General features: G+C 43.7%; 17 protein-coding genes. 9 read left to right on the top strand and 8 right to left on the bottom strand.

Translation table 11 applies throughout. The annotated features are described in order from the left end of the window. Positions 1 to 1,803 (bottom strand): acyl-CoA dehydrogenase, encoded by a 1,803-nt coding sequence (locus WA381_RS08030; RefSeq protein ID WP_156086494.1) that lies wholly within the window; start codon positions 1,801 to 1,803, stop codon positions 1 to 3. Between the two features lie 142 nt (positions 1,804 to 1,945). Between WA381_RS08030 and WA381_RS08025 the strand changes: the two genes are divergently transcribed. Further along, positions 1,946 to 2,935 carry a GlxA family transcriptional regulator gene (locus WA381_RS08025; protein WP_156086495.1) on the top strand — a complete coding sequence of 330 codons (990 nt, stop codon included), beginning with the start codon at positions 1,946 to 1,948 and terminating at the stop codon, positions 2,933 to 2,935. 262 nt (positions 2,936 to 3,197) lie between these two features. Continuing rightward, positions 3,198 to 5,444: a TonB-dependent receptor gene (locus tag WA381_RS08020; protein WP_014949729.1), complete on the top strand. Its 2,247-nt coding sequence runs from the start codon at positions 3,198 to 3,200 to the stop codon at positions 5,442 to 5,444. A 94-nt stretch (positions 5,445 to 5,538) separates the two neighbouring features. On the opposite strand, the gene WA381_RS08015 is transcribed toward WA381_RS08020, so the two are convergent. The 4 genes from WA381_RS08015 to WA381_RS08000 all read right to left on the bottom strand — a co-directional run bounded on the left by WA381_RS08015 (position 5,539) and on the right by WA381_RS08000 (position 12,625). Further along, positions 5,539 to 5,895 (bottom strand): hypothetical protein, encoded by a 357-nt coding sequence (locus tag WA381_RS08015; RefSeq protein ID WP_156086496.1) that lies wholly within the window; start codon positions 5,893 to 5,895, stop codon positions 5,539 to 5,541. A 153-nt stretch (positions 5,896 to 6,048) separates the two neighbouring features. Beyond that, complete coding sequence (locus WA381_RS08010; protein ID WP_156086497.1) at positions 6,049 to 8,211, bottom strand: prolyl oligopeptidase family serine peptidase; 2,163 nt, start codon at positions 8,209 to 8,211, stop codon at positions 6,049 to 6,051. Between the two features lie 47 nt (positions 8,212 to 8,258). Beyond that, entirely contained in the window at positions 8,259 to 11,393 is a 3,135-nt protein-coding gene (locus WA381_RS08005) for an efflux RND transporter permease subunit (protein ID WP_039225505.1), read from the bottom strand. Then, on the bottom strand, positions 11,390 to 12,625 hold the full coding sequence (locus tag WA381_RS08000; protein ID WP_156086498.1) for an efflux RND transporter periplasmic adaptor subunit: 1,236 nt from the start codon (positions 12,623 to 12,625) through the stop codon (positions 11,390 to 11,392). The genes WA381_RS08005 and WA381_RS08000 overlap by 4 nt, the downstream gene beginning before the upstream one ends. 380 nt (positions 12,626 to 13,005) lie before the next feature. On the opposite strand from WA381_RS08000, the gene WA381_RS07995 reads away from it, so the two are divergent. Beyond that, positions 13,006 to 13,314 carry an isoamylase early set domain-containing protein gene (locus WA381_RS07995; protein ID WP_014949733.1) on the top strand — a complete coding sequence of 103 codons (309 nt, stop codon included), beginning with the start codon at positions 13,006 to 13,008 and terminating at the stop codon, positions 13,312 to 13,314. 121 nt (positions 13,315 to 13,435) lie between these two features. Here WA381_RS07995 and WA381_RS07990 read toward each other — a convergent pair whose 3' ends face one another. Then, entirely contained in the window at positions 13,436 to 14,362 is a 927-nt protein-coding gene (locus WA381_RS07990) for an electron transfer flavoprotein subunit alpha/FixB family protein (RefSeq protein ID WP_075177384.1), read from the bottom strand. Further along, positions 14,359 to 15,111, bottom strand: coding sequence for an electron transfer flavoprotein subunit beta/FixA family protein (locus WA381_RS07985; protein ID WP_014949735.1), 753 nt, complete (start codon positions 15,109 to 15,111; stop codon positions 14,359 to 14,361). Before WA381_RS07985 ends, WA381_RS07990 begins: the two co-directional genes overlap by 4 nt. A gap of 371 nt (positions 15,112 to 15,482) precedes the next feature. Here WA381_RS07985 and WA381_RS07980 point away from each other — a divergent pair, with 371 nt between their 5' ends. From WA381_RS07980 to fldA, 5 genes are all read left to right on the top strand, one after another. Next, a complete protein-coding gene (locus WA381_RS07980) occupies positions 15,483 to 17,132 on the top strand; it encodes an electron transfer flavoprotein-ubiquinone oxidoreductase (RefSeq protein WP_156086499.1) in 1,650 nt (549 codons plus the stop codon). 122 nt (positions 17,133 to 17,254) lie between these two features. Further along, positions 17,255 to 17,653, top strand: coding sequence for an H-NS histone family protein (locus WA381_RS07975; RefSeq protein ID WP_156086500.1), 399 nt, complete (start codon positions 17,255 to 17,257; stop codon positions 17,651 to 17,653). Positions 17,654 to 17,735: 82 nt separating this feature from the next. Beyond that, complete coding sequence (locus WA381_RS07970; RefSeq protein ID WP_039236069.1) at positions 17,736 to 18,515, top strand: alpha/beta fold hydrolase; 780 nt, start codon at positions 17,736 to 17,738, stop codon at positions 18,513 to 18,515. Positions 18,516 to 18,639: 124 nt separating this feature from the next. Next, positions 18,640 to 18,858: a DUF2788 domain-containing protein gene (locus WA381_RS07965; RefSeq protein ID WP_012519093.1), complete on the top strand. Its 219-nt coding sequence runs from the start codon at positions 18,640 to 18,642 to the stop codon at positions 18,856 to 18,858. A gap of 26 nt (positions 18,859 to 18,884) precedes the next feature. Further along, complete coding sequence (fldA, locus tag WA381_RS07960) at positions 18,885 to 19,409, top strand: flavodoxin FldA (RefSeq protein ID WP_014949739.1); 525 nt, start codon at positions 18,885 to 18,887, stop codon at positions 19,407 to 19,409. Between the two features lie 98 nt (positions 19,410 to 19,507). On the opposite strand, the gene WA381_RS07955 is transcribed toward fldA, so the two are convergent. Beyond that, a complete protein-coding gene (locus WA381_RS07955) occupies positions 19,508 to 21,514 on the bottom strand; it encodes a methyl-accepting chemotaxis protein (RefSeq protein ID WP_156086501.1) in 2,007 nt (668 codons plus the stop codon). 315 nt (positions 21,515 to 21,829) lie between these two features. Between WA381_RS07955 and fur the strand changes: the two genes are divergently transcribed. Then, entirely contained in the window at positions 21,830 to 22,258 is a 429-nt protein-coding gene (gene fur / locus WA381_RS07950; RefSeq protein ID WP_014949741.1) for a ferric iron uptake transcriptional regulator, read from the top strand. Positions 22,259 to 22,373: the final 115 nt, after the last annotated feature.

Here is a 22,373-nt window from a genome sequence, read left to right as displayed (position 1 = left end):
TTAAAAATAACTCGCTTTTACGTTGTTACACGTTGCCTCGCGTGAAGAAAGCACCTCAATATCGCGACTGACTAGCGGTAACTCCCAATTTAAGAAGTATTCAGCTGCTGATAACTTACCTTCATAAAAGTCAACGTCTTGCTCGCCAGCACCATTAGCGAGTGCTTGTTCGGCAACATTTGCCTGGCGCAGCCAAATCCAGCTCACCACACAACTTGAAAAGATATTTAAAAAGCAGCTCGCGTTAGTTAGTAAAACAGGCTGTTTATCAGAGCGCAAATCGGCTGCTGCCTGTTGAATAAAACCACCAAGCTGGTCTAGATAAGGTTTTAATTTTGCAGCTAGTGCCTGCGCTCGCGGTGTTTCTGCGCGCTTCATATCGCTTGTTACACGAGAAAGCAGCACCTGAAGGCCTTTGCCGTCGTGCTGCCATAACTTTCTTCCCAGCAGGTCTAACGCCTGAATACCATTCGTGCCCTCATGAATTGGGTTTAAGCGGTTATCGCGCCAGCACTGCTCAACAGGATATTCACGGGTGTAGCCCGCACCACCTAGAATTTGAATTGCCAAATCGTTGGCTTTAGGGCCAAACTCCGAAGGCCATGCTTTGAACACGGGTGTTAAAAGATCTAAAAGCTGAGAAAGTTCGGTACGCTTTTCGCTGTCAGTTTCCGTTTCCATCTCATCGATGAGCATGCTGCCGTACAAGCAGAGGGACATACCGCCTTCACAGTAGGCCTTTTGCGCTAGCAACATACGTCGCACGTCACCGTGATTGATAATAGGTGTAGGCTCGTCTTCTGGCGCAAGATTAGGCGCAGCGCGACCTTGGGTACGATCTTTTGCGTATTCTAGTGAGTAACGGTACCCGCGATACCCTATCATGGCAGCACCATAGCCCACGCCAATGCGTGCTTCGTTCATCATCATGAACATGTAGCGCAAACCCTGGTGCGGCTCGCCAATCAGGTAGCCGTGGCAGTCACCATTTTCGCCAAAGGTCAGTGCGGTTGAAGTTGTACCTCGGTAGCCCATTTTATGGATAAGACCAGCAAGGGTTACATCGTTGCGCACATCTGGGTTGCCCTCAGCGTCGAGACGGTATTTAGGTACAGCAAACAAGGAGATGCCTTTTACACCAGCTGGACCACCTGGAATTTTCGCCAACACCAAATGTACGATGTTGTCAGAAAGCTCATGCTCACCACCTGATATATAAATCTTGCTGCCTTTGATTCGGTACGTACCATCATCTTGCGGCCTTGCTGATGTACGAATATCAGCAAGTGACGAACCGGCATGGGGCTCGGTAAGTGCCATGGTGCCAGTAAAGTCACCCGCTAGCATTTTTGATAGAAACGCACTTTTGATATCTTCGGAGGCAAAGTGTTTAATGACATTAGCGGCCGCCGCAGTTAAGAAAGGGTAAGCGGTTGACGATGGGTTTGCCGCTAAAAAATAGCCCGCGCAGGCATTCATCACGGTAACAGGAAGCTGCATGCCGCCATCTTCAAAATCGAAGTGACCCGCGATAAAGCCCGATTCTCTATAAGTATCGAAGGCCACTTTTACGTCGTCAATCATAGAGACTTTAGTGCCATCGAATGTAGGCTCGTTTTTATCAGCAACGGCATTATGAGGAAGAAATAACTCTTCTGCCATCTTCTCGGCCATATCAATAACAGCGTTGAAGGTTTCTACATTGTGCTCTTCGAAGCGAGCTTTTTCACATAAGGCTGCGGTGTTTAATACTTCGTACAGCTGAAATTGCATTTCACGGCGGGGAATAAGTTGATCGGCCATGGTGTCCTGTCCTCTACGAAAACTTGTTAACACATTGTGTCATATTCGTTATCGTGCCATCATTGTCATTAATGACACAATAATGGCCAATCACGCCAACAATCACTGAGTTTTATCTTATTTTATAACTCGAATTATTTTTATGAATAACACGAAGTTCACCGTTACCGTACTCGGCTTTAACCAAGCCTTGGCATCTGCCATTACAGGAGCCCTCGATGTATTTGCTTTCGCAGGTATTAGTTGGCAGCGAATACACAACTTACCAACCAACCCTCAGTTTAAAGTACAGTTGGCCAGTCACCATGGGCAGCCTATTCTTTGCTCTAATCAAGTTGTTCTACAGCCCAATATCGCCATCGAAGAAGTCTCACAGACTGATATCTTGTTAATTCCTACCATTGGTGGCGATATTGATGAAGTGCTAGAAAGCACAGCGCCTCTGCTTGTACATATAAGGCGTCTTCAGAAAATGGGGGCCGACATAGCCGCCAATTGCACCGGTACTTTCCTTTTGGCCCAATCTGAATTATTGGATAATAAAATTGCCACTACACATTGGGGATATGCAGATAAATTTAAGGCCATGTACCCTACCGTAAACTTACAACCCGAGAAAATGGTTACTGAAGACGATACGGTGTTTTGTGCAGGCGGCGGCATGGCGTGGATTGACTTATCTATCTTGTTGATAGAACGCTACTGTGGTCATCAGATTGCGAGCGATACGGCAAAATCCCACGTTTTGGATGTGTCCAGAACAAGCCAAACTATTTATGCCAGCAGTCGTCAGCGACGATTTCACTCAGACAAGGACATTAAAGCGGTACAGTCTTTTCTGGAAAAGAACGTACAAAATAAATGCACGCTTAGCGAATTAGCACTACGGCATAATATGACCGAACGCACACTTATACGCCGATTTAAAAACGCGTGTGATATTACACCAGGTCAGTATTTACAGTCGCTGCGCATTGAACACGCGAGAAAGCTCTTAGAAACCTCTAGTATGCCGTTAGAGATCGTGATTAGCGCTGTAGGCTATGAAGACCTTAGCTCGTTCACTCGACTATTTAAAAAAACGACTGGTTTATCACCTTCTCAATACCGAGCGAAATTCAAGCGAGGCTAATTTGATTTAGATTGTTAGTAGACTACTTGCACCAAAAAATATCTCTCTATTAAGTTTGATGTTCCATGCCTGTGCACACAGGCTTTTTAGTTATATTCAATCTAACTAATATTGTGCATTTTCGATGAAAAACGCCTTGGTTTGCACAAATTTGAAGTTTTTATGTAAAAGTTTGTGTAAAATGCAGAGCCAAGCATAGATTGTTAATTTTTGTGCTAAAAACACTACAAAAGTATAAATTTAAAATCATCTTGGTGGAAACATGAGAACACACAAAATCGCCACACTAGCGTTAGCCGTTAGTGCTGCGTTCAGCTCTTCAGTTCTTGCACAAGAGGCCGCGACGACAGAAAAAAAAGAAGCCTCACTTGAACAGATTACCGTTACTGCGCAAAAGCGTACTCAGTCAATTCAGGAAGTACCTATTTCTGTTGCGACACTAAGCGGTGAGAAATTCGAAAGCCTATTCTCTGGCGGTGAAGATATTCTTGCTCTAGCGGTTCGCGTACCTGGCCTTTATGCTGAGTCATCAAATGGTCGTGTTGCCCCGCGTTTTTATATTCGTGGTCTAGGTAACACCGACTTCGACCTTGCTGCATCACAACCTGTTTCTATTATCATGGACGAAGTGGTAATGGAAAACGTGGTACTTAAAAGCTTCCCGCTTTTCGACGTTCAGCAAGTTGAAGTACTTCGTGGTCCACAAGGTACACTATTTGGTCGTAACACCACTGCTGGTATCATCAAATTTGATACAGTAAAACCAACCCAAGACGTTGAAGGTTACGCGAAAGCAGGCTTCGGTTCATACGGTACAATGAACTTCGAAGGCGCTATTAGCGGCGGTCTTACTGACGAACTTTCTGCCCGTCTTTCGGTATTGTCACAAGAGCGTGATGATTACATCGACAACGCAGCAACAGGTCAAAACGACGCATTAGGCGGCTTCGACGAAAAAGCATGGCGCTTACAGCTTCTTTGGGAGCCATCAGCGGACTTCTCTGCACTTCTCAACGTACACGGCCGCGACTTAGACGGTACTGCTTCAATTTTCCGTGGAAACGTTTTTAATAAAGGCAGCAATGATCTTAACGATAGCTACGACCGCGAAACAGTAAGCTACGACGGCGATCTAGAAGGTAACGGTACAGATAACAACCCACAGTCTTATGAAGGTTTAGGTGCATCACTTAAATTAGAATACGACATGGACGATGTAACCTTTACTTCAATCTCTGCAATTGAAACCGCTGAAGGTTCTAGCCTTGGCGACATCGACGGCGACGCGATTGCTTCACAAAACTTTGTGACTCAAGATAACCTTGACGATCTAGAGCAGTACACGCAAGAATTTCGTTTAGCAAGCAACACCAGCGACCCAATGAACTGGCAAGTAGGTGCTTTCTATTACGATGCATCGTTCAACGTAACCAGCATCGACGGTTTCTTTGGCGCGACTACGGTATTCCATGAAAACCAAACATGGGCGGTATTCGGTCAGTCATCTTACCAAGTTAACGACAAGCTAAACGTTACTGGTGGTATCCGTTACACTCACGACAAGAAATCTCTTGTTGTTGGCGAACAGAACGTTGACGGGTTTGCCGTTGTTCTAGGTATTGCATCTGTTCAAGATTATGACGATATCAATGTAGATGACGGTCAAACAAGCTTTGAACTAAGTGCAAACTACCGTGTAACTGACGACATGTCTGTTTTTGCTCGCTATGCTAATGGTTTCAGAGCGCAAACTATCCAAGGTCGTGACGTTGCATTTGAAGGTGCACCTTCAGTTGCAGACGCAGAAACGATCAACTCTTTTGAAGTGGGTATTAAGTCAGACCTATTCGACGACACGCTACGTCTAAACGCTGCTGCGTTCTACTATACCGTTGATGACATGCAGTTCTCGGCCATTGGTGGTGGTAACAACTTTACTGCGCTAGTGAATGCTGACGAAGGTGAAGCTTATGGTTTTGAAGTAGACGCTCAATGGCTAGCGACTGACGAACTTACCTTTACTGCTGGCTACAGCTACAACCACACTGAGATCAAAGATGACTCTCTAACGGTTGCACCTTGTGGTACAAGCGCATCTGATGGCTTCACTGGCTACTGTACAGTAACTGACGAGCGCCCAGATGGATTCAATGCAATCATTGACGGAAACCCTTTCCCGCAAGCACCTGAATCAATCTTTAACTTCACTGCACGTTACACTATCCCTATGGGTGATGACGGTGAATTCTTCGTGTTTACTGATTGGGCGTTCCAAGGTGAAACCAACATCTTCCTATATGAAGCGGTTGAGTTTACTACAGACGACAATTTCGAAGGCGGTCTACGCATTGGTTATGAGAACTTTGCGCACAACTACACGGTAGCGCTATTCGGTCGTAACATAACAGACGAAGACAACGTTAAAGGTGCAATCGACTTTGCAAACTTAACGGGTATTGTAAACGAACCTCGTATTTGGGGTGTTGAGTTTAAGTACACATATTACTAAGAAAAGTTAAGTGGCTACTCTCTTCCATTGTAGCTACCTATCTATTTAGTAGAAAAGCGGTGACGTTGAGAAACGTTACCGCTTTTTTTACCTGTTACGCCGCCATATGAATATCAGACGTAGGCATTTGTACTAGCTGCTGTAATTTTCTGCACACTTCCACCCAGCGGGCAACTTTCTGGTAGTAGACCTGCTCAATTAACTGCCCTTTTTCATTAAACAAAAAGCTCGCTAATTTCCCCTTATTACCCGGCATATAAAAGTGATGCACGGTAAACTGATGAGACAAAGGGGCATGTACCACCTTTTGATACATACAGAAAGGCAACCCATTTGCACGCTCGGCGCCCCCAGTCAAGCGGCTACGGCGTTGAAACGTGTCTGATCCGAATTCTGCCATAATGCCGTGTTTTGAAATAAGCTGATCAACCGCTTTAATGCCTGTTTGCATAACTATCTCCTAAACGTTGCGCTTTTTAGCGAACCAAGATAAGACTCAAAATAAACCATACTGATATTTATACAGTATATGTCCATTTGTTTAAAATGCAAACAAAAAAGCCGCTTTTTAAAGCGGCTTCTATTTAATAGCAGTATATATGCGCTAGTCGAGAGCGGATTCCAAAAAGGCCCACTGGTCGGCATACCCTTCTATTTGCATCCACGTTGGCGTACCCGCACCGTGACCAGCTCGAGTTTCAACACGAAGTAGAATTGGGTTATCGCAGCTTTGGTCAGCCTGTAGTTGAGCTGCAAATTTATAGCTATGCCACGGCACAACACGGTCATCGTGATCACCTGTAGTAACTAATGTAGCTGGGTAGCACGTGCCCGGCTTAGTGTTGTGAAGTGGCGAATAAGCATAAAGCGCTTCAAATTCGTCTTTGTTTTCACTTAACCCATAATCAGAGGACCATGCTCGCGCATTTGCACTAGGTGTGTGATAGCGAAGCATATCTAACACGCCGACTGCAGGTAAGGCAGCAGAGAAGAGATCCGGGCGCTGTGTTAAGGTCGCACCAACAAGCAAACCGCCATTCGACCCACCTTGAATACCCATTTTCTCAGGCGTGGTGTAGCCACTTTCAACCAAATACTCGCCCGCTGCGATAAAGTCATCAAATACGTTTTGCTTATCTAACTTAGTCCCAGCCTTGTGCCACTGTTGCCCATACTCACCACCACCACGTAAGTTAGCTATGGCCAGTACATTGCCCTGCTCTACCCATACCATGCGTGATACTGAATAGCGGGGCAGCAGTGAAATATTAAAACCACCATACCCGTACAGTAACGTTTTATTATTTCCATCTAGCTTCAAGCCTTTTTTATGCACGATAAACATGGGAACTTTTGTTCCATCTTTACTGGTGTAAAAAATTTGCTTTGTTTCGTAATCATCATAATTAACACCTGTATCGATGGATTTAAATAATGATGACTCGCCGCTTTTTACGTCGTACGCAAATACTTGGCCAGGATTTGTGAATCCCGTAAGTTTATAGAACGTTGTATCGGCATTTTTGCTTCCGTAAAACCCGCTTACACTTCCAATATCAGTAAACGCAATTTCATCTATTTTCTCGCCGTTTAAATCAAATACACTTACCTGCCCTTTTACATCTTTTAGATACTGAGCAAAAAGTTTTTCACCCAATAGTGAAACGCTCGACAAGGTATCAGATGTACTTTCAATTACGGTTTCCGTTGCTTTAACGCCACCATCGAAATCAACCTTAATAACCTTACCTGTAGGGGCATTTGCTGTAGATGTGAAAAATAACTCGTCGTCATGCTCGCCAATTAGGTCGTAACGGCCATCCCATTTGTCGAAAACCGGAACGAGCTCACTGTTATCATTTACCAGCGATTTAGCATAAACACCATTCGCCTGATATCCCTCGAACACAGAAATGAGCAGTGTTTTGCCATCTTGAACAACCGAAGGATAAGGGTTCCATGTAGGTTTATTGTCAAACGCAAAAACCTTTTTGTCTTCACTTTGCGCTGTACCTATTGCGTGAAAATAGATAGATACGGTTTGGCTATCATCATACTTACCAGCTTCATTTTGGGGGTAACGTGAATAGAAAAAGCCGCTTTCATCGGGCAACCACGCGATATTTGAAAACTTAATGCCTTTAATAGTGTCAGTTAAATCCGACTTCTTACTGGTGTCACGAACGTGAATAGTTTTCCAGTCTGTACCACCGTCAGAAAGCATGTAGGCCAAGAACGAGGCTTTAGGGCTTAGTTCAGTTGACGCCATAGACACTGTGCCATCTTCACTCAATGTATTTGGGTCAATCAGTACTTCAGGCTCACCGTTAACGCCGTCAGCCATATAAAGCACATATTGGTTTTGCAAGCCGTCGTTATAAGAATAAAACAGCTTGCCGTTTACCATATATGGTGTTGAGTATTTTTCGTAGTCCCACAGCGCTGTTAGACGTTCTTTGTATCTTTCTCTAGAGGGCAATTCAGCCAGGTAAGGACGAGCAAGGGTGTTTTGAGACTCAACCCAAGCACTTACCTCTTCGCTCTTTTCTTCTTCTAGCCAGCGGTATGGGTCGCTCACTACAGTGCCATGATAGTTGTCTTGCTGAGTCACAGTTTTGGTTTCTGGATAGTCGGACACTTTTGGCATGCCGCCACTTTGTGATTCACCTTGCACTGAACTAGTAGATTCGGTATACGAGCTTGTACACGCCAAGGTTAAACCTGCTGATGCCGCTACTATGGCAGCGTATATTAGATTTTTCTTCATTTTTATTCCTTAAACGAAAAATGCCGGTTTCAACCGGCATTTTCTATTTAGCTTTCTGTCGTAACTTGCGTATGTTTTCGACCTTTAAACACGCTTTTAAGGTCATTTAAAATAAGGTACAGCGCTGGGACAAGCAGCAAGGTGATCACCGTGGCGAACAAAATACCGAAGGCCAATGAAATAGCCATTGGGATCACAACTTGAGCCTGTAAACTGCGCTCAAAAACAATTGGCATAAGCCCCATAAACGTTGTTAGTGAGGTGAGGATAATTGCTCTGAAACGCTGAGTACCTGCGCTAATAGCAGCATCCATTAGCGACATGCCTTCTTTGCGCGCACGGTTAACGAAATCCACCATGATCAAGCTGTCGTTAACTACAACCCCAGACAACGCAATTATACCGCAGATAGAAAGTACGCTTACCGCCATACCTAACACCAAATGCCCCACAATGGCGCCTACGATACCAAAAGGTATAACCGACATAATAATAAACGGCTGGCTGTACGATTTAAGCGGAATAGCAAGCAAGGTGTAAATGGCAAAGAGCGCAAATAGAAGCCCCTGCATTAGGCTGATCATAGCGTCAGCCTGCTCTTTCGAGTTACCTTGAAGCTGGAAGTCCACCTTGGGATACCGCGCTAGTAGATCCGGCATCAAATTTTCAATCACATCATTGGTTACTTCTGACGGGTCAAGCAACGCTTTATCCACTGCACCAGTTACGGTTACCGAGCGTTTACCATCGACACGAATAATTGAATCAAAGCCCTGACCAACTGTAAATGTCGCCACCTGCTCAAATGGAATTTCTTGTCCATTTGGCGCGCGGATACGCATGTTTTCAAGGTGCTCTATAGAGCTACGTTCCGTTTTCGGATAACGCACCATTACTTTGATTTCTTCATCGTCACGCTGGATACGCTGAACTTCCGCACCATAGAAACCAAAGCGAACCTGCTGACCTAAATCACGCAAAGAAATACCTAGCGCATCAGCCTGAGGTTTCAGTGCTAGTTGAATTTCTTCGCTTCCGCCTGAGAAGGTGTCGTTAATGTCGGTAACACCTTCGTATTTATCCAACGCTTCTTTAAGTTCATCACTTATCGAACGAAGGGCCTTAATATCGCTTGAGCTAAATTCAAAGCTCAGGTCTGAACCACCACCTGGGCCACCCGGAGAGCTAATATTAAACGACTTAACACCTGGGATTTCTGGTAACTCTTGACGCCACATGTCTTGAATTTCAAAATCTGTCAGCGTACGCGTTTCACCTTTGGTAAGCTCTGCGAAAATCTCTCCCCCAAGGTTGCCGTTATCAAAGGCAATGGCGTGCTTTATAACGTTTTCACCCGACTCTTCAGCTACTTTGTCGTCCATGCGGTGCATGGCCTCGCGAAGCGTAGTCAGTACATTATCACGCTGTTCAAGCGATGAGCCTGGCTCAAGCTCGAAACTTGCAATCATAAAATCGCTAGGAATATTCGGGAAAAATACAAAACGTACAATACCACCACCGAACAGGCCTACTGTGAGGATCAGCATAGCCATAAACACAGCAACCGTGGTGTAGCGATTTCGTACAGCTGTAGCCAAAAATGGCGCGTATTTATTGTTTATAAACGTCTTAATACCTTCGCTGAAGAAATCTCGGAACTTTTGAAATCTATTCGCCTTTTCAGGATCGTAAGGCTTAAGCTTCATGTGTACCAAGTGAGCCGGCAATATTAGTTTGGACTCAATGAGCGAGAAAATAAGGCATACGATAACCACCATACCGATGGTTTTCCAAATAATTCCAAACGGCCCAGATACCATCAGCATGGGCGAGAATGCGGCAATGGTTGTCAACACGCCAAATGTTGCTGGCATAGCGACCTTTTTGACGCCCGCTATCACGTTTTCAGCGCTATGGCCTTTTTTGTCTATTTCAGAATACGCCGATTCCCCCATGATAATGGCGTCGTCAACCACAATACCCAGCACAAGAATAAACGCGAACAGGCTAAGCATGTTGATAGACACACCAACCATATCTAGCGGCATAACTAACAAGGTGCCAAGAAAACAAACCGGCAAGCCCACAATGACCCAAAACGCGAGCTTAATTTTTAAAAACAAAGAAAGTACCAAGAAAACCAGAAGCGCGCCGAAGAACATGTTTTCCAGCATCATGTTAAGTCGGTCAGCTAAGTAGAACGAACTGTCGCCCCACGTATCAGCTGTTATATGCGCCGGAAATTCCGATTTCTGACTCTCAATATAGGTATTAACTTGCTCAGAAATTTCTAATGCGTTTTGATCACCTACCGCACGCACTCGCAAACTAACAGCGGGTTTATCGTCGAATAGCGCATATTGGTTATTTTCAATAAAACCATCGTTGATATACGCCACATCACCTAATGTCACGCGCGTGCCGTTACTGTTTGTTACTAAAACAATCTGCGAGAAATCCCAGCCCGTATAGGCTTGCCCTTTCGTTCTGAGCAGAATATCGCCATTTTCAGTGCGAATTGAGCCGCCAGGTAAGTCAACGCTGGTTTGACTTAAACGCGCAACGACATCGGCGAATGTAAGGTTGTATTTTTGCAAATCGACTTCCGAAAGCTCAACGGAAATCTCATAGTCCCTTGCCCCAACAACTTGAACACTTGAAATACCAGGTAGGTTAGCAATGTCGTCGCGCAAATCTTTGGCAAACTCTTTTAATTCCCGTTCAGACGCGTCACCGTAAACCGAGAGCCAAATTACGTCTTGTTGTATTTTTTGACGGTAAATAACGGGCTTTTCAGTGTCTGCGGGGAAGCTCGGAATAGCGTCAACTTGTACTTTTACTTCATCAAGTAAAGATTGAACATCATAGTCTTCTTCCACCTGAATACTTACCGTACCCATACCTTCAACGGCTGTGGAATTAAGCTGCTTAATACCTTCTAGGTCTTTAATTGACTCTTCAATTTTAAGCAGTACGCCCTCTTCTACTTCCTGAGGTGCGGCCCCCAAATACGGTACGCGAACGTTAATAACGTCTATCTCGAAATTGGGAAATACTTGCTTCTGAATACTGAAGGCACCAAATAATCCGCCAACTACAAGCAACCACATCAGAAGGTTTGCAGCTACGCTGTTACGCGCGAACCAGGCAATAAGCCCTTTATTGGTATCAATACGGCTCATTCGCTTTCACCTTCCGTGGACGTGCTCTCTACTTTATCAGTATCTTCGCTAGCATCTGATTCGGCGGCATCAGAAAGGACAGGCTCATCGCCAGGAAGACGAACTTTCATGCCATTATATGGGTTTGGTACGGCACTTCTCACTACCAGGCTTCCATGCTCAATGCCAGAACGAATAAACACTTCTTTAGCGGTTGTGCGCGCAACCTCAACAGGCTTTATTTCAATCTCACGATTGTCGTTAACAGTCAGTACGGTATTGTCTAAACGTAAAATGCTACGAGGCAACACCACCAATTCTTCATTCTGACGAGACGTGATTTCTGCTTCTACAAACTGACCAAAACGAAGGGGGGCATTGTGTGAAGATTTCAGATTGTAAGGATCTTGTACTTCCACAATGGCATATACTACTCGGCTGCCCGTATCTAAAATACCTTCTGAACGCACCAGTTTACCTTCCCAAGTACGTTTCACACCGCCCACAGAGGCCGTCAACGAAACCGGAGCGCCGTCATTGGATTGTCCGGCAATATTGATAAACATTAAATCGCTGTCAGTAATAGGCAGCCTGACTTCTGCGGTATCGGTGGAGTAAACGGTACCAAGTACTGCGCCCATTGATACAAACTGACCCAGGTCAATATTACGTTCAACCACAATGCCATTATAAGGGGCTGTAATTTGTGTTCTTGCCAAGTTGCGTTTTGCGCGCTCTAGTTTGGCTTCTGCAGCTTTAACGTTTGCTTGTTCTTTTGCCAGTTGCGGCTTACGTAAACCCAACTCAGGCGGTGCAACGCTACTTACCGATCGCCATTCTTGCTCTGCTACTTTGCCGCGAGCTATTTCTTCTTGAAGCGCTGCTTGCGCTTGAGCTAATTCAGCCTCTGCAAGCTTAAGATCCGTGCGATAATCATCTTGTTCAAGTGTTGCCAGTACATCCCCTTTTTTGAACGTACCGCCAGCTATAAATACATCAGACAAACTTACTACTTGGCCACTGACCTGCGCACTTAACGCAGTTTTATTTCGTGGAACAACGTTACCCTGAGATTTTACGATAAAGCTCACGGCCTCTGCTGTTGCTTCTTTCGCTTCAACCAAAAATGCAGGAATTTCCACGGGTACTTGCTCTGGTGGCTTACGTGATTTGATCATGACTGTCGCGGCGATAAACGCGACCAAAACTATGATTAGTGGAATGCCACTTTTCATCAAGATGGAGTTTTTCATTTACTATCCCTAGGAACGAAGGAAATCCACGCGAGTGAAACGGACGCAACGATGTATTGCACTTTCACATACCACCTGATAACCCACGAAAATCTATTATTATTGTTTCAACACTAGTGTACTGATTTGTGGTTATTGTGCCCACTTAAGATTGTTAAATTTTGTGTCTGTTAATTGTTTTTAAAATACACATAAAAATCAGCCGCCCTAATATAAAAAATTATCAAAAGAATACAAAGTAAGATTGATAATTATCAGATTTTCGTTGATTATTTAATCACTCATTGATTATGAGTTAACCGGCGGTTGTTATTTGAGCTTAGTCTTTAATGCGAAGTAGCCTCGGGAATGATTTCGCTACGTTGAAGGGAAAACACATTATGAGTCTTAAGAAACAATACCTTAAATCAAAACCTCTGTGCAAAGTGACATTTCGACTAAATGCGGAAGCGGCGCAAGACGCCAAAGAAGCAGCGTTGTGTGGTGACTTTACTGACTGGAAATCACAGCCACTAACGATGAAGAAACTGAAAAGTGGAGACTTCACGTTAACGGTGGATTTAGAGAAGGATCACGAGTACCAGTTTCGCTATCTCATTGATGGTGAAAAATGGGAAAACGATTGGGAAGCAGATGCTTATATTCCCTCACCTGTGAGCATAGAAGACAACTCAGTGGTGCGCGTTTAAATTATTGTTCCATTAAAAAACATACCCGTAACTACTCTAGTTATTTTATAACGATTCCCTACAAAAAAGGCTGCGTATACGCAGCCTTTTGTCTTTATTTTGCTTAACCTTAAAATTCGATCTACAACGAATTTTCCAGCTCTGGAAGTACATCAAACAAGTCACCTACTAACCCGTAGTCAGCAACCTGGAAGATTGGCGCTTCTTCATCTTTGTTGATAGCAACAATGACTTTAGAATCTTTCATACCTGCAAGGTGCTGAATAGCGCCCGAGATACCTACAGCAATATATAGCTGAGGCGCAACAATTTTACCTGTTTGACCTACCTGCATATCATTCGGAACGAACCCTGCGTCTACTGCGGCGCGTGATGCACCAATAGCAGCACCTAGCTTGTCAGCAATGCCCTCAAGAAGCTTGAAGTTGTCACCGTTTTGCATACCGCGACCACCCGAAATTACCACTTCTGCTGCAGTTAATTCAGGTCGCTCAGACTCAGTAAGCTCTGCCGATACGAAATCAGACTTATCACTGCCTTTTACAACGTCCACTGCTGCAACTTCTGCGCTGCCGCCTGTTGAAGCTGCATCGAACGATGCGGCACGAACTGTAATTACCTTCTTCGCGTCAGATGATTGTACGGTAGCAATAGCGTTACCTGCGTAAATTGGGCGTACAAACGTGTCTTCACTCTCTACACCAATGATGTCAGAGATTTGCGCTACGTCTAATAAAGCCGCTACGCGAGGCATGAAGTTCTTACCTGTAGTGGTTGCAGCAGCAACAATGTGGCTGTAGTCAGCAGCAAGTTCTACTACTAGATCAGCCGTATTCTCAGCAAGCTGATGCTTGTATGCAGCATTGTCAGCAACAAGTACTTTTGCAACACCATCAATTTGCGCCGCAGCTTCAGCTACTGCTTGGCAACCTTCACCTGCGACTAGCACGTGAATATCGCCACCCATTTTCTGCGCGGCATTCACAAGCTTATGCGTTTCAGTCTTTAAGCTTGCATTATCGTGTTCTGCATATACGAGTACGCTCATGAGATCACCTTTGCTTCATTTTTTAACTTGTCGACCAACTCAGCAACATCTGCCACTTTAATGCCACCCTCGCGCTGAGGCGGAGGCGTCACTTTTAGCACCTTAACGTTTGAGTCAAGTGAAACACCAAAATCCGCTGCCGCTTTAACGTCTAACGGTTTGCGTTTTGCTTTCATGATATTAGGAAGCGATGCATAACGCGGCTCGTTCAAGCGAAGATCTGTGGTTACTACCGCTGGAAGCGAAAGTGCAACAGTTTGAAGACCGCCGTCAATTTCACGGGTTACATTTACTTTTTCGCCGTCAACAACGACTTCTGACGCAAAAGTCCCCTGCGGCATACCAGTAAGTGCTGCAAGCATCTGTCCTGTTTGGTTATTGTCAGAGTCGATACTCTGCTTACCAAGAATAACAAGCTGTGGTTGCTCTTCTTCAACTACTTTAGATAACAGCTTTGCCACTTGAAGTGAATCAAGATTTTGGTCGGTATCGATTTGAATACCACGGTCAGCACCTAGGGCTAATGCTGTACGTATTTGTTCTTGGCAGCTCTTATCACCAATTGAAACAACAACGATTTCAGTGGCCACACCTTTTTCTTTTAATCGAACGGCTTCTTCAACAGCAATTTCGCAAAAAGGGTTAATGGCCATTTTTGCGTTGGTAAGATCTACGCCAGACTCATCGGCCTTCACTCTTACCTTAACGTTGTAGTCGATCGCGCGTTTGACCGGTACGAGTATTTTCATATTTACCTCAATTGTTGAGTTCGTCGGTGTCTATTACGTTTCATTAATAATTAACTATTAATAATTAAAAACGTATTACTTCACCACGCTTTTTGAAACTTTAACAATGTGCTCTACGTTAAAAAAGAATCCGTGGAACGTACGTTTTTTAAAGGCTAGCCTTAAAACGCCGTTAACACCACGTTTACGAGCAGTTATAATACACTGCCAGTTAACGTTAACGTAAACTGCTTTGCAATGTACTTACTGTTGACGTAAACGTCAACCTGCATTACCTTGCAAAACGACAATTAATTTACATGTTTTTGACACAAAGCATTATTTGTTTCATCAATAGTGCATTATAAAAATACAAACATAAGGAGCCTCCCGTGGAACGAGAATCGATGGAGTTTGACGTAGTCATCGTCGGTGCCGGCCCAGCTGGATTATCAACGGCTTGTAAGCTTATGCAGCTTGCAAATGAAAAAGACCAAGAGCTAATGGTTTGTGTGGTCGAAAAAGGCTCCGAGGTAGGTGCACACATTCTTTCTGGCGCCGTGTTTGAGCCGCGCTCACTAAACGAACTTTTCCCTGATTGGAAAGAAAAAGGCGCACCTCTCAATACACCCGTAACTGAAGACCACATTTACCTACTTAATGATGAGGCTTCAGCGAAAAAGTTACCAAACGCTATTACCCCGAAAACCATGCACAACGATGGCAACTATATTGTGTCTATGGGTAATGTGTGTCGCTGGTTGGCAGAACAAGCTGAACAACTAGGTGTTGAAGTATTCCCTGGCTTTGCGGCCTCTGAAGTCATTTACAATGAAGATGGCAGTGTTGGCGGTGTACTTACCGGCGACATGGGCGTGGGTGAAAACGGCGAACCTAAAGACGGCTACATGCCAGGTATGGAACTACGCGCTAAATACACAGTGTTTGCAGAAGGCTGTCGCGGTCACTTAGGAAAAGACCTCATTTCGCACTTTAAGCTGGACGAAGACAGTTCACCGCAACATTATGCCATTGGCTTTAAAGAGATTTGGGATATAGACCCATCCAAGCACCAGCCAGGGCTTGTGGTTCACAGTGCAGGCTGGCCACTTGACGATGCAACAGGCGGTAGCTATTTATACCACGCTGAAGATAACCAAGTGTTCGTTGGCCTAATCGTAGACCTAAACTACGACAATCCATACCTAAGCCCATTTGATGAATTTCAACGCCTAAAGCACCACCCCGTATTTAAACAGTACCTTGAAGGCGGTAAACGTGTCTCTTATGGCGCAAGAGCTATCGCTAAAGGTGGGTTTAACTCGTTGCCTAAAATGACCTTCCCAGGTGGTTTACTCGTCGGCTGTGAAGCCGGAACGCTAAACTTTGCCAAAATTAAAGGTAATCACACGGCCATGAAGTCGGGCATGCTTGCAGCAGAGAGTATTTTTGAAGCCATTTCAGAAAATGCTGAGGCACCAGTAAAAGAGTTAACAAGCTTTACAGAGAAATTTAAATCATCGTGGCTATACGACGAATTGTTCCGCTCTCGTAACTTTGGCCCCGCTATCCACAAACTCGGAAATTTCTGGGGTGGCGCATTTAACACGCTAGAGCAAAATATCTTTAATGGTAATTTGTTTTTCACTATGAAAGACGAACATAAAGACTACGCACAGCTTAAAGAAGCGAAAGATGCAAAAGAGATTTCATATCCTAAGCCAGATGGCGTGTTAAGCTTTGATAAATTGTCTTCTGTATTTTTATCTAATACAAATCACGAAGAAGACCAGCCTTGCCACTTAAAATTAAAAGACCCGTCTATTCCTTTGCAGGTTAATTTACCTAAATTTGCAGAGCCAGCACAGCGCTACTGCCCTGCTGGTGTATATGAAGTAATTGAAGAGGAAGGTGAAAAACGGTTCCAAATTAATGCACAAAACTGTGTTCACTGTAAAACCTGCGACATAAAAGACCCAAGTCAAAATATTAAATGGGTAGTTCCGGAAGGTGCCGGCGGACCAAATTACCCGAACATGTAATTTAAAGTATTAATTTGCTATTTAACGGATATTTTTAAAAAGCGAGCTTGGCTCGCTTTTTTTTTGTGCTACTTTTATTTATTATCCAATAGAAATTAAGTACAACGTATTAAGGTTAATTAATGAGCGATTTTTTAGATATTTTAACCCATGGAAGACGTTTACAAGGTGCTGTTAAGGAATTAAGCATTGAAGAACTTGAACAAATTCAAGAAAAACTTAGCGGTATAATTGAGAAAAGAAAAGAAAAATTAGTAGAACAAGAAAAGCTTGAGAAAGAAAAATTAGAGAAGCTCGCTGCTATTAAAAAGCAAATGGAAGAAGCGGGTTTAAATTTTGAAGATCTACAGGCATTAAATGTAGAAACAAACAAAAAGGTTGGCAAAAAACGTCCGGTTAAATACAAGCTTGTTGATAGCAAAGGTGAAGAACACCTTTGGACAGGTATTGGACGCATGCCTCGCGTTTATAAAGAAGCGCTAGATAGCGGTAAGTCACTCGACGATTACGCCATTAATTAATTGAAATTGTGAATTAAACAAGGCCTGTTTTTACAGGCCTTATTTTGTTTGAACAGCATGTTCAGAAACGGATAAGTATATTGTGAAGTTGAACTACAAACTTTCGGAATGCGCTTCTACCTCTCCCTGGCTGATTCTCATTCATGGACTATTTGGAAATGCCGATAATTTAGCCGGCATTAAGCGCCACTTTGAGTCTAATTACAACGTGATCAGCATTGATCTGCCTGACCACGGTGAATCCCCATGGACATCTTCATTTTCTGTCGACGATGCTGCAAATGGGGTGTTCGAGATTATGCAATCGCTTAATATTGGAGAAAGCGCGGTTTTAGGCCACTCATTAGGCGGCAAAGTAGCCATGAGATTAGCCTTAAACCACGGCGACGTTGTTTCTCACCTCATTGTCGCCGATATTGCACCAGTATCTTACGACCATAGCCACCAAACCGTATTTGATGGACTCAAGGCCGTTCCCTTAGATGCAATTCAAAGTAGAAAAGATGCTGAAAAAGAAATGGCTAAACATGTGAAAGAGCCAGGCGTTCGACAATTCTTATTGAAGAGCCTATATCAAGATGAAAATGGCGATTGGAAATGGCGTTTTAATGTCGATGGATTAATTGCAAGTTATTCACACATTATTGATTGGGAACAAACAAATCAAACATTTGATGGCGTAACCTTATTCATCAAGGGCAGTGAGTCTGATTATATTACGCCAGCCTATCGCGATGAAATAACGCGTTATTTTCCCAAGGCTAAAGCACATGTAATAGAAGGTACTGGCCACTGGTTACATGCAGAAAAGCCAGCGGTCTTTAACGCCGTTGTAGAAAGAACGCTCAATAAATCGTCTTAAAGAAGGGTTTTCATCATCATTTAAGATGAGAATGACTATTATTACCTATTTTTGAACGTTTTAGGCTCTTACAGGCGTATATACTGTGATATAGTTGCGCCAGATTTTTTTAAGTAACAACACTATGCTTGCAGAAAATTACGAACTCATTGAGTCCATCATGCTGTATGGCGGCTTATCTATCCTTTTTGGGTTGATGGGTTTTGCTGTACACGATGTACTGCGTAAGAACGATGTGCCACTTATTGGACGAGTGGTAACGTACGGTGTGCTAGGTTTAGGCGCATTAGGGTTTCTTGCGAAGGGCATTATTGAATGGTTTTGGCTAAGCACAGGCGTTTAATTAGTAACGATTAATAGAGGTTAGATATGGCAAGCGTTGGCCTATTTTTCGGAAGTGACACGGGTAATACCGAACATGTTGCGAAAATGATCCAGAAGGAATTGGGTAAACAGCTAATTGATGTTAAAGACATTGCCAAGAGCAGTAAAGAAGACATCGCTGAATTTGATTTGCTTATCTTTGGTATCCCTACGTGGTACTACGGTGAAGCGCAATGCGATTGGGATGATTTCTTTCCTGAACTAGAGCAAATTGACTTCAACGACAAGCTAGTTGCTATTTTTGGTTGTGGAGACCAGGAAGACTATGCAGAGTACTTCCTAGACGCGATGGGCATGGTACGTGACATCGTTGAAGCCAAAGGTGCGATTTTAGTAGGTCAATGGTCAACTGAAGGCTACGACTTTGAAGCGTCTAAAGGCATGGCTGACGACAATCACTTTGTTGGCTTGGGTATTGACGAAGACCGTCAACCAGAACTGACTGACTCGCGCGTTAAAGCGTGGTGCAAGCAAATTCACGATGAACTTTGCTTGGCCGAACTTGCTTAAGCACAGCTGCGAAAAAGAATACAAAAAACCGCTCTGATGAGCGGTTTTTTTTGATAATTAATCAGCAGCGCCTGCTGTCAGTTACGCTAATTCAGCGATTACAGGTGAAACCGCTCTACTGCTTTTCGCAAGCTCTCGGTTTGTGCGTCCAACAACATTGTCGACTCGTTCGACTGGCGCGTGCTTTGCGCACTGGAGTCGGCTAGTGCAACTATGCGGTTCAAACTTTTTGCAACATCACCAAGTAAAACATCTTGTTGTTCGGTATCGGCCACAATGTGTTCGTTAATATCGCTTAACCGCTCAATGATTTCTCTAATACTCTCTACTTGTTGAGATACTTGCTGGGTAATTTCCACCCCTTCTTGCGCTTGTTCGCGCCCTGCATTAATTGCTTTTACTGCCTGCGCAGCATCTTTTTGTAAGTTCCCAATCATCTGCTCAATTTCTTCCGTAGAGTCATGGGTGCGGTTGGCTAGCGTTCGCACTTCATCCGCAACAACCGCAAAGCCTCTACCTTGTTCACCAGCTCTTGCAGCTTCAATGGCTGCATTCAATGCTAACAAGTTGGTTTGCTCTGCAATCGTTTTAATCACGTCTAAGATACTGCCAATATTGCGAGAGTTGTCGTCCAAACGATTGATGATCTGCGCCGAAGACTCCGCCTGTTTGGCTTGATTACCCACCTGCTGACTGCTTTTTTGTACCAATTGACCAATGTCTGTACTTTGCTTTGTTATATCGCGTAGGGCGTCCATTGCTTCGTTAATTTGGGCGAGGTTGCTGCGGCTTTTTTCCTGTACATGTTTTGTATTCGTAGACGTTACCGTTACTTGCTCACGTTGCTTGTCTACCTCAGATAAGCTCTTATTACCCAGCTCTACGCTTTCTTTTGTAATGTCTATAAGGCGTTTTTCTTGCTCTAATATATTACCCACCAATTCACGTAAACTATCGGTTAGGCTGTTCACTTTTGCGGAAAGGGCAGAAAACTCGTCATTGCCCTCTTGAGGCAATTTGGTGCTTAAATCTCCTTTACTTAGCTGACTTAAGCCTTTATTGATACGGCCAAGGGGCTTGGAAATACTACGGGTTACAATAACCGCCAAAAATATTGCAGCAACCAAGCCCAGTGCCGCGACAATGATATTGCGCACAAGGTTGGCCTGAACAGATTCAAGAATAGCGTTCTGCCCTTCAAGAGATTGCTTCTGGACAGCGTCAAACAAAGTATTAATGTCGGCAAGTGCGGTTTCTAACGCTTCTTTTGCTTCCTTCTGAGCTTTCGCCGCTTTGTCTACTTCAGAAAGCTTTTGTCGCTGCAAAGCAATTAATCCATTTGCACCGTTTACCGCTTCCATCAGTAAACCATACTGTTCGTTAAAAGAAGCTATCGTACCGCCATCATCTACCCCTGTGGCCAAACGATTTACATAGTCTTTATCTACCTGCAAATTACTCAATTGGTATTCCAAATCTTCAATAATACTCGCACTTTGCGTAGCGTTATCGGTTTCAGCGAGTTCAATAAATGAATCATTCATTGTGAGCAATTTGTTGTCTATTGCAGTACCCGCACCAATTAGCGTTTCAATACTGGGGTTATTTCCCTCTAAATAGGAAAGATCTAGCATTAACGCACTAGCTTCATCGGCCGTCATTAAGACTTTTTCAAGCTGTGCAGCAAGAGCCTTCTCGATATTCATTCGTTCGTTGATAGCGGTATACATGTCGTTACTACTATTAACGTAGGCTAAACTAACGTCGACAGCGTTACTGGCTACCGCGTTATTTGGCATAAGTGAGTTTAAACGAGACAAGTCGTCAGAGAATGCGGAAGATAAAGTATCAAACGTCTCTTTGTTTGCGACCAGCTCTTCTCTATTTTCGACATGATACCCGTTGGCAGTAATCACTGATAAAGAGAGGATCTCAGTCTTTACTTTTACCATGCTGGTCTGAACTGGCATCTTTTGCTCTACAACGTCTTGTGCAGAATCTTTTATTCCGCTAAGACCAAAATAGGAAAGAATACTGGTAAGTAATAATAAGCAGCCGAATAAGCCAAAGCCTAACGTGATTTTATTTATAATTGTTAACTGCATGGGCACTTCCACCAAAAAAACATGCCAAAAAATAAAAAGGGTTGTATCGCCTTTTTAAGTTTAGTTTAACAGGATGTTAATTCAATGCATCAAAAGTTTTATTTATTTTGCACATTTGTTAGATAAATCGTGCACTTACAATCTGGTCAGGCCAGACAACATGCGGGCTGTATCGAAGTAACAATTTTTATCGCACCGGTGCAATGGATAAATTTTCAGCGAGAAAACAAAGTTTCCACGGTTTTGCTTTTAAATTGTTTCAACTTACCTATAATAACCACCAAATACTTATTCACTCGTTCTTAGTAGGTTGTAATGGATCAAAATAAAGAATTGAAAAAAGCAGGGCTAAAAGTCACTCTGCCTCGCCTTAAAATTTTACAAATTCTGCAAGAGCCAGAAAACCAACACATCAGCGCTGAAGACGTTTACAAAATCCTTATCGAACAGGGTGAAGAAATTGGTCTTGCCACCGTGTACCGCGTGTTAAACCAATTTGATGATGCAGGCATTCTTAACCGCCACCATTTCGAAGGTGGAAAATCTGTATTTGAAATCAGTCACAAAGATCACCACGACCACCTTGTGTGTTTGAAGTGTGGCAAGGTCATTGAGTTTGAAGATGACATTATCGAAGAACGCCAAGAGATGATTGCAAAGCAACACAAGATGAAGCTAACGCATCACAGCCTTTACTTATACGGTGAGTGTACAGACGGTAACTGCGACAACTTACCTGAATAAGTAACAGTTTTATTCTAGCAAAAGGCCCGCTTAAAGCGTAATGCCAGTCAGTTAAGCTGACTGGCATTTTTCTTTGTGGGGTATTTAGTCGGTCTTTTCCTCACTACTCTGGGGT

This window comes from Alteromonas sp. CH_MED4-4 (assembly GCF_037029575.1).
In the GTDB taxonomy this organism is placed as follows: Bacteria; Pseudomonadota; Gammaproteobacteria; order Enterobacterales; family Alteromonadaceae; genus Alteromonas; species Alteromonas macleodii.
This window is presented reverse-complemented; position numbering and strand designations above follow the sequence as displayed.

What these genes read in the sequence shown, in the direction of transcription:
- WA381_RS08010 (WP_156086497.1), bottom strand. Translation starts at nt 8,211, where the DNA reads ATGAAGAAAAATCTAATATACGCTGCCATAGTAGCGGCATCAGCAGGT.
- fur (WP_014949741.1), top strand. Translation starts at nt 21,830, where the DNA reads ATGGATCAAAATAAAGAATTGAAAAAAGCAGGGCTAAAAGTCACTCTG.
- WA381_RS08025 (WP_156086495.1), top strand. Translation starts at nt 1,946, where the DNA reads ATGAATAACACGAAGTTCACCGTTACCGTACTCGGCTTTAACCAAGCC.
- WA381_RS07955 (WP_156086501.1), bottom strand. Translation starts at nt 21,514, where the DNA reads ATGCAGTTAACAATTATAAATAAAATCACGTTAGGCTTTGGCTTATTC.
- WA381_RS07965 (WP_012519093.1), top strand. Translation starts at nt 18,640, where the DNA reads ATGCTTGCAGAAAATTACGAACTCATTGAGTCCATCATGCTGTATGGC.
- WA381_RS07990 (WP_075177384.1), bottom strand. Translation starts at nt 14,362, where the DNA reads ATGAGCGTACTCGTATATGCAGAACACGATAATGCAAGCTTAAAGACT.
- WA381_RS08005 (WP_039225505.1), bottom strand. Translation starts at nt 11,393, where the DNA reads ATGAGCCGTATTGATACCAATAAAGGGCTTATTGCCTGGTTCGCGCGT.
- fldA (WP_014949739.1), top strand. Translation starts at nt 18,885, where the DNA reads ATGGCAAGCGTTGGCCTATTTTTCGGAAGTGACACGGGTAATACCGAA.
- WA381_RS08030 (WP_156086494.1), bottom strand. Translation starts at nt 1,803, where the DNA reads ATGGCCGATCAACTTATTCCCCGCCGTGAAATGCAATTTCAGCTGTAC.
- WA381_RS07985 (WP_014949735.1), bottom strand. Translation starts at nt 15,111, where the DNA reads ATGAAAATACTCGTACCGGTCAAACGCGCGATCGACTACAACGTTAAG.
- WA381_RS07995 (WP_014949733.1), top strand. Translation starts at nt 13,006, where the DNA reads ATGAGTCTTAAGAAACAATACCTTAAATCAAAACCTCTGTGCAAAGTG.
- WA381_RS07975 (WP_156086500.1), top strand. Translation starts at nt 17,255, where the DNA reads ATGAGCGATTTTTTAGATATTTTAACCCATGGAAGACGTTTACAAGGT.
- WA381_RS08000 (WP_156086498.1), bottom strand. Translation starts at nt 12,625, where the DNA reads ATGAAAAACTCCATCTTGATGAAAAGTGGCATTCCACTAATCATAGTT.
- WA381_RS08020 (WP_014949729.1), top strand. Translation starts at nt 3,198, where the DNA reads ATGAGAACACACAAAATCGCCACACTAGCGTTAGCCGTTAGTGCTGCG.
- WA381_RS08015 (WP_156086496.1), bottom strand. Translation starts at nt 5,895, where the DNA reads ATGCAAACAGGCATTAAAGCGGTTGATCAGCTTATTTCAAAACACGGC.